The 12530-nt window shown below is 73.5% G+C and carries 8 protein-coding genes; 5 read left to right on the plus strand and 3 right to left on the minus strand.

The features are described from left to right. The first annotated feature begins 69 nt into the window (after window positions 1–69). The 5 genes from KBX00_RS26045 to KBX00_RS26065 all read left to right on the plus strand — a co-directional run bounded on the left by KBX00_RS26045 (window position 70) and on the right by KBX00_RS26065 (window position 7288). Window positions 70–3510, plus strand: coding sequence for an error-prone DNA polymerase (locus KBX00_RS26045; protein ID WP_210830700.1), 3441 nt, complete (start codon window positions 70–72; stop codon window positions 3508–3510). A 35-nt stretch (window positions 3511–3545) separates the two neighbouring features. Further along, window positions 3546–4310 carry a methyltransferase domain-containing protein gene (locus tag KBX00_RS26050; RefSeq protein ID WP_210830723.1) on the plus strand — a complete coding sequence of 255 codons (765 nt, stop codon included), beginning with the start codon at window positions 3546–3548 and terminating at the stop codon, window positions 4308–4310. Continuing rightward, entirely contained in the window at window positions 4307–5479 is a 1173-nt protein-coding gene (locus KBX00_RS26055) for an alkaline phosphatase family protein (RefSeq protein ID WP_210830701.1), read from the plus strand. The genes KBX00_RS26050 and KBX00_RS26055 overlap by 4 nt, the downstream gene beginning before the upstream one ends. A 38-nt stretch (window positions 5480–5517) precedes the next feature. Further along, window positions 5518–6777, plus strand: a complete 1260-nt coding sequence (locus KBX00_RS26060) for a DNA polymerase IV (RefSeq protein ID WP_210830702.1) — start codon at window positions 5518–5520, stop codon at window positions 6775–6777. Between the two features lie 115 nt (window positions 6778–6892). Next, window positions 6893–7288, plus strand: coding sequence for a DUF3040 domain-containing protein (locus KBX00_RS26065; protein WP_210830703.1), 396 nt, complete (start codon window positions 6893–6895; stop codon window positions 7286–7288). 320 nt (window positions 7289–7608) lie between these two features. Here the strand turns inward: KBX00_RS26065 and KBX00_RS26070 are convergent, their stop codons facing one another. Genes KBX00_RS26070 through KBX00_RS26080 form a run of 3 tightly spaced genes read right to left on the minus strand, consistent with a single transcriptional unit; the run spans window position 7609 to window position 12449 of the window. After that, a complete protein-coding gene (locus tag KBX00_RS26070; protein ID WP_210830704.1) occupies window positions 7609–10080 on the minus strand; it encodes a DUF3488 and transglutaminase-like domain-containing protein in 2472 nt (823 codons plus the stop codon). A gap of 16 nt (window positions 10081–10096) precedes the next feature. Then, a complete protein-coding gene (locus KBX00_RS26075; protein WP_210830705.1) occupies window positions 10097–11395 on the minus strand; it encodes a DUF58 domain-containing protein in 1299 nt (432 codons plus the stop codon). A 1-nt stretch (window position 11396) separates the two neighbouring features. Continuing rightward, window positions 11397–12449: a MoxR family ATPase gene (locus KBX00_RS26080; protein ID WP_210830706.1), complete on the minus strand. Its 1053-nt coding sequence runs from the start codon at window positions 12447–12449 to the stop codon at window positions 11397–11399. Between the last annotated feature and the right edge of the window lie 81 nt (window positions 12450–12530).

A 12530-nucleotide genomic window follows, 5' to 3' on the forward strand; every position in this document is an offset into this window, starting at 1 on the left:
TATGTCGGGGCCTCTGGGCCGGTTGAGGGCACGGGATGCGGCATCCTGCGCGGCGGCGAGGTGGCGGCGGTGAGTTTCCACAATCCACGGTTGCCGTGGTCGGAGTTGGAGCGGGTGCTCTCCGGGCGGCCGGCCGGCGGGAAGGGCGGCACCGTCGGGAGGGGCGGCGATGGCGGGAGGGGCGGCGATGGCGGGAGGGGCGGCGATGGCGGGAGGGGCGGCGGTGCGGGGCGGCACCTGCATGTGGTGGATCCGCTGGCGGTCGATGCCGACGGGGGCGACTCGCCGGCCTGGAGCCGGCGGCGGGAGCACTACCGGCCGCCGGAACTGGCCCGGCCCGACGGCGTGCCGCCGTACGCCGAGCTGCACGCGCACACCAACTTCAGCTTCCTCGACGGCGCCAGCCACCCCGAGGAACTGGCCGAGGAGGCCGTCCGGTTGGGGCTCACCGCACTCGCCGTCACCGACCATGACGGGTTCTACGGCGTGGTGCGGTTCGCCGAGGCGGCCCGCGCGCTGAGTCTGCCGACGATCTTCGGAGCGGAGCTGTCCCTCGGCCTGCCCGGTCCGCAGAACGGCGTACCCGATCCGCACGGCAACCACCTGCTGCTGCTCGCCCACGGCCACGAGGGGTACGCCCGGCTGGCCACCACCATCTCCCGCGCCCAGCTGCGCGGCGGTGAGAAGGGCCGCCCGGTCTACGGCGAGTTGGAGGAGATCGCCGCCGACCTGCGCGACCACGTGCTGGTGCTCACCGGCTGCCGCAAGGGGCACGTGCCGGCCGCCCTGCTCACCGAGGGGGTCGACGCGGCGGCCCGGGAGCTGGACCGGCTCACCGTGCTGTTCGGCGCGGAGACGGTGGCGGTGGAGCTGACCGACCACGGGCATCCGGTCGACGGCGACCGCAACGACGCCCTGGCCGAGCTGGCGGCCGCGGCCGGCCTGCCCACGGTGGCCACGAACAATGTGCACTACGCGACCCCGGGGCGGCGTCGACTGGCCACCACCCTGGCGGCCGTCCGGGCCCGACGCAGCCTGGACGAGATCGACGGCTGGCTGCCCGCGGCGGGCACCGCCCACCTGCGCGACGGCGCCGAGATGACGGCCCGGTTCGCCGCCTACCCGGGTGCGGTGGCCCGGGCTGCCGAGTTCGGCGTCGAGCTGGCCTTCGACCTCCAGCTCGTGGCACCGCAGCTGCCGGCGTACCCGGTGCCGCCGGGGCACAGCGAGATGAGCTGGCTGCGCCACCTCACCGAGGCCGGCGCCCGGGAACGCTACGGCCCGCGCGAGGCGCACCCGCAGGCGTACGCGCAGCTCGACCACGAGCTGAACATGATCGAGGAGTTGGGCTTCCCCGGCTACTTCCTGGTGGTGTACGACATCGTCGACTTCTGCCGGCGAGCGGACATCTACTGCCAGGGTCGGGGTTCGGCGGCGAACTCGGCGGTCTGCTACGCGCTGCGGATCACGAACGTGGACGCGGTCCGGCACCGGCTGCTGTTCGAACGCTTCCTGGCGCCCGAGCGGGACGGGCCGCCCGACATCGACGTGGACATCGAGTCCGACCGCCGGGAGGAGGTCATCCAGCACGTCTACGCCCGCTACGGCCGGGAGCACACCGCCCAGGTGGCCAACGTGATCTCCTACCGGCCCCGCTCGGCGGTGCGGGACGTGGCCAAGGCGTTCGGCTTCCCACCCGGCCAGCAGGACGCGTGGAGCAAGCAGATCGACCGCTGGGGCGAGGTGGCCACGGTGGACGTGCCGGAGATCCCCGAGCAGGTGGTCGCGTACGCCAACGAACTCCAGACGTTCCCCCGGCACCTGGGCATCCACTCCGGCGGCATGGTGATCTGCGACCGACCGGTGATCGAGGTCTGCCCGGTGGAGTGGGGGCGGATGCCCGGCCGCAGCGTGCTCCAGTGGGACAAGGACGACTGCGCCGCCGTCGGCCTGGTCAAGTTCGACCTGCTCGGCCTCGGCATGCTGTCGGCCCTGCACTACGGCTACGACATGATCGGGATGAGCCTGGATCTCGGCGACATGACGCTCGACGACCCCGAGGTCTACGACATGCTCTGCCGGGCCGACTCGGTCGGGGTGTTCCAGGTGGAGAGCCGGGCCCAGATGGCCACCCTGCCCCGGCTCAAGCCCCGGACGTTCTACGACCTGGTGGTCGAGGTGGCGCTGATCCGGCCCGGCCCGATCCAGGGCGGCTCGGTGCACCCGTACATCCGGCGCAAGAACGGCCAGGAGCCGGTGACCTACGCGCATCCGCTGATGCGCAACGCGCTGGAGAAGACCCTCGGCGTGCCGCTGTTCCAGGAGCAGTTGATGCAGCTCGCCATCGACCTGGCCGGCTTCGACGCGGCCGAGGCCGACCAGCTGCGCCGGGCGATGGGCGCCAAACGGTCGGTGCAGCGGATGGAACAGATCGCCGACCGGCTCTACCGGGGCATGGCGGAGCGCGGCATCACCGGCGAACTGGCCGACGACGTCTACCGCAAGCTCACCGCGTTCGCCAGCTACGGTTTCCCGGAGAGCCACGCGATGAGCTTCGCCTACCTGGTCTACGCCAGTTCCTGGCTGAAGCGCTACCACCCCGGTCCGTTCCTGGCCGCGCTGCTCAGCGCCCAGCCGATGGGCTTCTACTCGCCGCAGACCCTGGTCGACGACGCCCGCCGGCACGGCGTGCAGGTACGCCGACCGGACGTCAACGCCAGCGACGCGAAGCCGGTGCTGGAATCCACCCCGGACACCCGCTGGGGCAGCCGGGCGGGTGAACCGCCGCACGCCTGGGGGCTGGGCGGTCCGGCGGTCCGGCTCGGGCTGTCCAGTGTGCGTACCCTCGGCGACGGGGTGGCCGAGCGGATCGAGGCCGAGCGGGCGGCGAACGGCCCGTACCGCGACATGCCGGAGCTGGCCCGGCGGGTGGGGCTGACCGCCGCGCAGTTGGAGGCGCTGGCCACCGCGGACGCCTTCGCCTGTTTCGGGCTGACCCGGCGGCAGGCGCTCTGGGCGGCCGGCGCGGCGGCCCAGGAGCGGCCCGGTCGGCTGCCCGGCACGGTCACCGGTACGGCGGCGCCCGTGCTGCCCGGAATGGAGGAGGTGGACCGGCTGGTCGCCGACGTCTGGGCCACCGGGTTGTCGCCGGAGAACCATCCGGCCCGGTTCATCCGGCCGCAGCTGGACGCCGTGGGGGCGGTACCGATCGACAGGTTGGGCCGGGTGGAGCCGGGTCGGCGGATCCGGGTCGGCGGGATCGTCACCCACCGCCAGCGGCCGGCGACCGCCGGTGGGGTCACCTTCCTCAACCTGGAGGACGAGACCGGCATGCTCAACGTCACCTGCTCGCCTGGCCTGTGGCAGCGGCACCGGAAGGTGGCCCGCACCAGCACGGCCTTGGTGGTGCGGGGCCGGCTACAGCGGCACGAGGGGGTGGTCAACCTGGTCGCCGACCGGCTGGACCCGATCGAGGCACCGGTCCGCCCCTCCTCCCGCGACTTCCGCTGACGGCGGGCAGGTGCCCCCTGGCGATCTGTGCCCGGCTGACTAGGCTCGACCGGGTGGAACAGACCCCAGGCCCGTCCGGGCCGCCGCTCACCCCCCGTACCGCCGTGGTCTGGTCGGTGCTGCGCGCCGAGTTGGACCGCCGGCCGGCCGCCGAGCTGACCGTGCTGGACGTGGGGGGCGGCACCGGCGGCTTCGCGGTGCCGCTGGCCCGGGCCGGGCACCGGGTGACCGTGGTGGACGCCAGTCCCGACGCGCTCGCCGCGCTCAGCCGCCGGGCCGCGGAGGCCGGGGTGGCCGGGCGGGTACGCGCGGTGCAGGGTGACGCCGACGCGTTGGCCGGCCTGATCGAGCCGGCCAGCGTCGACCTGGTGCTCTGCCACGCCGTGCTGGAGGTGGTCGACGACCCGGCACCCGTGGTGTCCGCGCTGGCCGGCGTGCTGCGACCGGGTGGTGCGGCGAGCGTGCTGGTCGCCGGGCGGGCCGCCGCGGTGCTCGGCCGGGCGATGAACGGGCACCTCGACGTGGCCGCCGCGCTGGCCGCCGACCCGGCCGGCGCCGCCGGCACCCGGGACACCCTGCGTCGCCGCTTCGACGTCGAGAGCGCCGCCGCGCTGCTGGCCGCCGCCGGGCTCGCCGTCGAGGAGATCCACGGTGTACGCGTCCTGGCCGACCTGCTGCCCGCGGCGGTGGCGGACGGTCAGGCCGCTGCCCTGGTCGAGTTGGAACGGACGCTCGCCGCGCAACCACCCTGGCGGGACGTCGCGGCCCAGCTGCACCTGTTCGCCCGCCGCCCGGCATGACCGGCCTGATCGGTCGGGCCCGGCCGCTGGAGATCGTCGCGCCGGGTTACGGCGGTGGGAGCCTCGCCGACGTGCTGCCCAGCGCGCTGGCCGTGCTCGGTGTCCCCGGTGCCGTGGACCCGCTCGGCCTCGCCGCCGAACTGTCCGGGGTGCGCCGGATCGCGGTGCTGCTCGTCGACGGCCTCGGCTGGTACCAGATCCCCACCGCCGCGCCGTACGCACCGACCCTGACCGGGCTGACCGCCGCCTCGGGTCGACCGCTCACCTGCGGTTTCCCCTCCACCACCCCGACCAGCCTGGTAACCCTGGGCAGCGGCGTGGCGCCCGGCGCGCACGGGGTGCTCGGCTTCACCGTGCGTGTCCCGGGCACCGAGCGGGTGCTCAACCACATCGAGTGGCGCGACGGCGATCCCGACCCGCTGCGCTGGCAACCGGTCCCCACCCAGTTGGAACGGGCCCGGGCGGCGGGTGTGGCGGTGACCGTGGTGAGCCGGCCGGAGTTCGGCGGCACCGGCCTGACCCTGGCCGCGAACCGGGGCGGTGACTACCGGGGCGCGGCCGGGGTCGACGCGGTGGCCACCACCACGCTGGCGGCGCTGACCGCCGGACCCGGCCCGACCCTGGTTTCCGCCTACCACCCGGACGTCGACCGCCACGGTCACCTCAGCGGCGTCGACTCGTTGCCGTGGCGGGTGGCGGTGACCGAGCTGGACGGGTTACTGGCCCGGCTGGTGGACGGGTTGCCGCCCGACGCCGCGTTGCTGGTCACCGCCGACCACGGGCAGCTCGACATTCCCGCCGCAGACCGGTTCGACCTGGACACCGACCCCCGGCTGACCGACGGCGTGCGGGTGGTCGCGGGCGAACCCCGGGTGCGCTACCTGCATGTCGCACCGGGGGCCACCGCCGACGTGGTGGCGGCCTGGTCGGCCGTGCTCGGCACCGCCGCCCGGGTGCTGACCCGCGAGGAGGCGGTGGCCAGCGGCCGGTTCGGGCCGGTGGCCACCGGTCACCTGGACCGGATCGGCGACGTCGTGGTGATCTGCAACGACACGTACGCCGTGCTGGCCAGTCGGTCGGAGCCGCCGATGGTGTCCAGTCTGGTGGCCTTCCACGGCGCGGACACCGCGGCCGAGATGACCATTCCGCTGCTGGTGGTGCGGGGCTGACCGGCCGGAATGTCACCCCTGCGGGCTAACCTGCGCGGGTGGGCCGTAGCCAGTCGCTACCTCGGGGCGGTGATCCCCGGTTCGGCCCCGGTGCCGACGACGCCGGGTGCCCGATCCTGCACGTCGACATGGACGCCTTCTACGCCTCGGTGGAGGTCCGGCACCGCCCCGAGCTGCGCGGCCGGGCCGTCGTGGTCGGTGGGGTCGGTCCGCGCGGCGTGGTCAGTTCGGCCAGCTACGAGGCCCGGCGGTACGGCGTACGCAGCGCCATGCCCACGATGCGGGCGCGTGCGCTCTGCCCGCACGCGGTATTCCTCGCCCCCGACTTCGCCCGTTACTCGGCGGCCTCGCGGGCGGTCATGCAGATCTTTCGGGACGTCACGCCGCTGGTCGAGCCGCTCTCCCTGGACGAGGCGTTCCTCGACGTCGCGGGTGCCCGGCGACTGTTCGGCCGGCCGGCGGAGATCGCCCGGCGCATCCGGGAGCGGGTCGCCGAGGAGCAGAGGTTGACCTGCTCGGTGGGGGTCGCATCGAGCAAGTTCGTGGCCAAGCTCGGCTCGACCCGGGCGAAGCCCGACGGTCTGCTCGTGGTGCCGGCCGACCGGGTGCTCGAGTTCCTCCACCCGCTTCCGGTCGCCGCGCTGTGGGGGGTGGGCGAGCGCTCCGAGCAGGCACTGCTGCGGCTCGGGCTGCGCACCGTCGGCGACCTCGCGCAGGCTCCGCCGGGCATGCTGCGGGCCGCGCTCGGCGAGGCCGCCGCCGCGCACCTGCACGAGCTGTCCTGGGGTCGCGACCCGCGCCGGGTCAGCCCGGAGCAGGCGGAGAAGTCGATCGGCGCGGAGGTCACCTTCGACGTGGACGTCGACGATCCGGCCGAGATCCGTCGTACGCTGCTGGCCCTGGCGGAGAAGGTCGGCGCCCGGTTGCGGGCCGCCGGGCAGGTGGGACGGACGGTCTCGCTCAAGGTGCGCACCGCCGACTTCCGGACGGTGAGCCGGGCCCGCACCCTGGATGTGCCCACCGACGTGGCCCGGGAGATGTTCGACACGTCGTGGGCGCTCTACACCGCGCTGAGCCCGGGTGAGCGGATTCGCCTGCTCGGTGTCCGGGCGGAGGGACTCACGACGGCGGCCGAGACGCCGCGGCAGCTCGCCCTCGGGCAGCCGGAGCGCGGCTGGCGGGAGGCGGAGGTCGCGGCCGACGCGGCGGCTGCCCGTTTCGGGCGGTCCGTCATAGGACCGGCCAGTCTGCTCAGCGGGCGCGATCCCCGACGAAATGAAAATCCGACCCGGCCGTAGGTCGTCCCGCTTTCCGACGCGCGAGGGCCCTCGTAGACTTGCGGGTAAGCAGCCGGTTGGCTGCCACGGTCTGTCGGTCCGACCGGACCGACCAACGTGACCGGGGAGGAGTGCCGTGCCGCTCTCGGAGCACGAGCAGCGGCTGTTCGAGCAGATCGAGCGGTCGCTTGCCGAGGACCCCAAGTTCGCCTCGGCCGTGCGCGCCAGCGATCCGCGCTTCCACGCGCGGCGTCGCCTGCTCGTCGCTGCCGGCGTGATCATCGCTGGCCTGGCGTTGCTGGTCTATGGCGCGGTGATTGCAACTCCGCCGCTGGCAGTGGCGGGATTCGTTGTCATGCTGGCCTCGGCCGCGTTCGCGGTGCAGTCGCATCGTCGGGCGCAGTCACCCGACCTGCACGTCGTCGGGGGCACGACGAGTCGTCGCCGGTCCCGAGGCCGTTCCGGCCGGAGGTCGGGTTTCCTCGACCGGATGGAGGACCGGTGGCGGCAGCGCCCGGAGGGGCACCGCTGACCCCGTTCCGCCGCTGACGAGGAAGCACGTCACCCCGGGGCTGGACCGCCCGGGGTGAGTGGCACGCAAACGGCCAGGGTGCCGTGCGAGGCTCCATGTTGCCCGCTGCCGCTTGCTGTCGTGTGTCCGTCGCGTCAAGCCACCACCGATGCGCCCTTGAACGTCATGACGGGGTGACATTTCGGGCCGCGCCGATGTGACCGTCTTCGGGGTAGGCCGTCGCCGGCGACACCGCTCGGGTCGCCGGCAACGACGCTCAGCGTCGCTAGGGTCGCCGGCAACGACGCTCAGCGTCCCGCTAGGGTCGCCGGCAACGACGCTCAGCGTCCCGCGCGGCTGGCGATCAATCGGCGCGGACTGAACCGCAGCAGCCTCCGGCGCACCTGCCCGGCCGAGTTGACCAGTCGGGACGAGTTGTCCGCGATGGCGGTGCGCCAACGGGACAACACCGACGGCGGCAGTACGGTCGCCACCAACCGGGTCCGCCGGTCCGCCTGCCCGGCGAGCGCGCCGCGCACCGTCCGTAGGGCCGCCGGCAGCGGTTCACCGGTCAACGGATCCCGGGCGTAGCGGGCCCGCTCCTCGGCCCGCCCGAGCAGGCGTACCGCCGACCCGGCGTCGGTCTGCGTGGCCAGCCGCTCCCGGGCCAGCCGCTCCGCCGTGGCGCGTGGGGTTTCCGTCCGATCCACTCCGATCCGGTAGTCGACGAGCGTGTCGATCAGCTCGTCCCAGGCGGCGTGCGCGTCGGCCCGCGCCCGGTCCGGGTCGGTGGCGACCACCATGACCGGTTGCCCGGACGTGGACGGGGCCACCTCCGGGGCGTCGACCTTCCGCACCGCCGGTGCCGGCCGGCCCCGACGGCGACGCAGGGCGAGCCGGCGCAGCGCGGGCAGGGCGAGCAGCACCAGCAACGCCAGGACGCTGGCGGCGACCAGCCACGGCCAGACGGGCGTCCGTTCGACAGGCGTGTCGGAGCCGGCCGCCGCACCCGGGTCCTCGCCCTCCTCGAACTGGTTCGGTCCCTGCTCCGCCTCGGCCGACGGATCGGTCTCGTCGGGCGTGTCCGACGTGCCGCCCTGCGGCGTGCTCTCCTCCGGCGCGTCCACGTCCGGCGCCCACGCCGAGCGGGTCGAGCCCGGCACGCCGTAGGCCGGGGTGGCGTCGAAGGGCACCCAGCCGATCTGGTCGAAGTAGACCTCGGTCCAGGCGTGCAGGTTGCGGTTGGTCAGGGTGAGAGTGTCGTCGCTGCGCCGGCTGCCGTTGGTGAACCCGAAGGCGACCCGGGCCGGGATCCCCGCGTCGCGGACCATCCAGGCCAGCGCGGCGGCGTACTGCTGGCAGTAGCCGACCTTGTTGTCGAGAAAGTCGACAATGGCCTGACCACTGGTGCCCTGCTCGGTGCTGAGCCGGTAGCTGAAGCCGTTGTCCTCGGAGAAGTAGTCGTAGATGGCCCGCACCTTGTCGTACTCGGTGCGCGCCCCCCGGATCAGGTCCTCCACCAGGGCGCGGACCTCCGGCACGTCCGGCGTCACGGTCTGCTGCCGGCGCAGCGGCAGGTCCGCCGGCAGCGGCCGGGCCCGTCGCAGCGCCTGCGGGCTGTACGACGAGCGTACGTAGTCGAAGGAGTACTCCTTGCCCCGGGAGTTCTCCCGGTTGGAGAAGACGACCTGCAGGTTCGGGTCGTAGAACCAGTTGTTGCCGAGTTCGGCGAAGCTGACCGGCTCGGCGTAGACCGGCAGCAGCGGCATGTTCAGCTCCCGGCTGACCTGCACGGTGGCCCGTTGCCGGGTGCGTTCGATGCCCGGCGCCGAGCGCCCCGAGGGATCGGGTAGGTCGCCGTTGACCCGCCTACCGTTGGGGCCGCGCACCCGGAAGCCGTCGGTACGCAGCTCGTCGGCGACCCCGAAGCGCAGGTAGAACGGCTCATCCTCGGTGGTGGTGACGGTCACCAGGTCGGTCACCTGGGACTGGTTGAGCTGCCCACTGAGCGCGGCGAAGAGGTCGACCCGGCCGGGCGAGCCGCCGAATCCGGGACCGATGCCGGAGCCGGCGCCGGAGTTGAGTGTGGTCATCAGCCCGGCGGTCATCCCGGGCACGGCCAACGGCACCAGCACGGCCAGCGCGAGGCCCACCACCGCCAGTCGTCGGCCGGCGGCGGCCAGCGGCGACGACTCCCAGACGTCGACGTCGCGGCCGTCGCCGGTGAACCGGCGGCCGAACCGGCGGACCCGGTCCACGTTGTCGGTCACCAGCAGCCACAGGAAACCGGCGGCGCCGATCGCGAACGGTACCGGCGGAACGCTGTCCACGTAGACCGCCACCGGCACCGAGTAGATGGCGAGCATCGGCAGACCGGCCAGGGCGGGGCGGCGCAGCCCGACGCAGAGCACGTCCACCAGCACCGCCACCCCGCCGATGCCGAGCACGGTGACGAACAGCAGCGGGTCGGTGTCCGGAACCTTCACGCCGTGGGAGCGCATGTCCTCGACCGAGTTGCCGAGCAGCTCGGCGAAATGCCCGAAGGTGGCCGGGGTGGGCAGCACCGCCAACAGTTCGCTGCCGCTGGGGAACAGCCAGGTCAGGGCGAGGGTGAGGCCGCCGACCATGGCCAGGATCTGCACCCACAGCGGGGTCCGGCCGAGCCGGGCCAGCGCCGCCGCGGCCGCCACCGCGGCCACCGCGATGACCGCCTGGACCAGCCACGTCCAGCGGTCGAAGATGGCCGACAGGGGCGCCGCCGCGAGCAGCGTCGCGCCGGCGGCCACCAGGCCCAGGTTCCGATGGGCGATCATGAGGGGGACCTTCCGTTCATCGCACGCCACCGGCCACGGTCTCGGCCATCGCCGCGCGCAGCGCGAAACCCTGCGAGCCCCGACCGGCCTGTGGCCAGAGCGCCGGAAGCCGGCCGCCATGGTCGACGCCGATCACCCGCCAGCCGGACTGCAGCAGTGCCAGTGCCGCGGTGTCGTGCGCCTGATCGGCCTCCGCCCGCGCGGGCGTCGGCAGGTTCAGCCAGGCGGAGCTGTCCAGCAGGAAGCAGACACAGGTGGCACCGTTGGCCCGCAGGCCGGCCAACAGTTCCGCCTCGGCCGTGCTCAGCGACCCGAACAGGCCGATGATCAGCCCGCCGTCGGAGCGTTGCCGTACGTGCTGCACCAGGGTGGTGATCTCGACCCGCTGGTCCAGTCTGACCTCGGCGAGCTGGTCGAGCAGCAGGCCGTCGCCGGCACCCTCGGTGGCGTCCACGTCCGCCCCCGCGCCGGTGACCAGGCGCAGCTTGTAGCCGGCCTGCCGCAGATGCACCGCGATGCTGGCGGCGGCCGAGACGGCCCACTCGAAGCTGGCCGTCGGGCCGTCGCCCTGGTGGCCGTACGCACGGGTGTCCAGCAGCACCGTCGCTCGGCTCTCCCAGGGCTGCTCCTCGCGCCGCACCATCAGCTCGCCGGTGCGTGCGGTCGACTTCCAGTGCACCCGGCGCAGGTCGTCGCCGCGCCGGTACTCGCGGGTGGCCGCGTCGTCCTCGCCGTGCACCGCCACCGAGCGGGCCCGGCTCTCGCCGCTGCCGGCGTACTCACCGGGGAGGCGCACCGACGGCAACGGAACCACCTGCGGGACGACCGTGAGCCGGTCGGTGCCGGGGAAGGCACGGGTGAGTTCGCAGAGACCGAAGGGGTCGGTCATCCGGACCACCAGCGGGCCCACCTCGTACCGGCCACGCACGTCGGCGCGCACCGTGTACGCCACGGAACTGGCCTGGTGCGCGCCGAGACGCTCCAGCACCACCCGGGGCCGGCTGCCGAGGGCGTACGGGAGCCGATCCTCCAGCAGCAGGGTGCCGGTGGGCAGCCGGGACATGTTCTGCAGGCGCAGTACCACCCGGGCGGTCGCGCCGACCGGCACCCGGTGTGGCTCAAGCGACCGGTGACAGGCGAGCTTGTAGCGACTGCGGCCGACGTACAGCGCGGCGAGCAGCGGCAGGACGGCCAGCAGCACGGCCACCCGCAGCAGGTCCTTCTCGCCGAGAATGCCGGCGGAGATGGCCGCCGCCACCGCCGCGGCCAGGAAGGAGCGGCCGCGGGTGGTCAGCCCGCGCAGCCCGACACGCACGTCACGGCCTCCGCGGCTCGAAGGGGGCCCGGCCGTTACCGCTCGATGGCCGGGTGTCGTAGGGCGAGCGCTTGCGGTCGTGTGGCAGCGGCAGCCGGTGCACCAGGTCGGCGACGATCGCGTCGGTGGTACGCCGGGCGAGCTGCGCGTCGGCCGTGGGGATGATCCGGTGCGCCAGCACCGGCACGGCGAGCACCTGGAGGTCGTCGGGCAGGACGTAGTCACGCCCGTCGAGGGCGGCCACCGCGCGGGCGGTGCGCAGCAGCTGCAGGGTGCACCGGGGGGAGGCACCCAGGCGCAGGTCGGGCGACTCGCGGGTGGCGGTGACCAGGTCGACCGCGTACTGCTTGACCGCGTCGGCGACGTGCACCTGCCGGACGTGACCGATCAGCCGGCGTACGGTGTCGGCGTCGGAGACCGGCCGCAACCCGGACAGCGGGTCGAGCGCCCCGTGCCCGTCGAGCATGGCCAGCTCGGCGGTCGGGTCCGGGTATCCCATGGCGATGCGGGCGGTGAACCGGTCGCGCTGTGCCTCCGGCAGCGGGTAGGTGCCCTCCATCTCGATCGGGTTCTGGGTGGCGATCACCATGAACGGCGTCTGCAACTGGTAGGTCACCCCGTCGACGGTGACCTGCCGTTCCTCCATGCACTCCAGCAGCGCGGACTGGGTCTTCGGCGAGGCCCGGTTGATCTCGTCGCCGACGACCAGGTTGGCGAAGACGGCGCCCGGACGGAACTCGAAGTCGTGCGTCTCCTGGTTGTAGACGCTGACCCCGGTGACATCGCTGGGTAGCAGGTCGGGCGTGAACTGGATGCGGCGTACCGAGCAGTCGATCGACCGGGCCAGGGCCTTGGCCAGCTTGGTCTTGCCGACGCCGGGCACGTCCTCGATGAGCAGGTGCCCCTCGGCGAGCAGGACGGCCAGCGCCAGCCGCACGGTCGCGGTCTTGCCCTCGATGACCTGTTCGATGTTGGTCACGATCGCGTCACTGGCGGCGCGGAACTCGTCGTACGGCAGCAGACCGCCAACGTCGTCCCAGGTCTGTTGTGTCACGGGCCTCCTCCTCGTCGCCGTCACGGCAGCTCTCTACAAGAGCACCTGGCCCCGCCGTTTCGTTCGCGACGTGTGAGCCTC

The sequence above is a fragment of the Micromonospora sp. C95 genome (assembly GCF_018070465.1).
GTDB lineage: Bacteria > Actinomycetota > Actinomycetes > Mycobacteriales > Micromonosporaceae > Micromonospora.

Excerpts from the sequence above, each read along its gene's own strand:
- KBX00_RS26055 (WP_210830701.1), top strand. The coding sequence starts at position 4,307 with ATGACCGGCCTGATCGGTCGGGCCCGGCCGCTGGAGATCGTCGCGCCG.
- KBX00_RS26070 (WP_210830704.1), bottom strand. The coding sequence starts at position 10,080 with ATGATCGCCCATCGGAACCTGGGCCTGGTGGCCGCCGGCGCGACGCTG.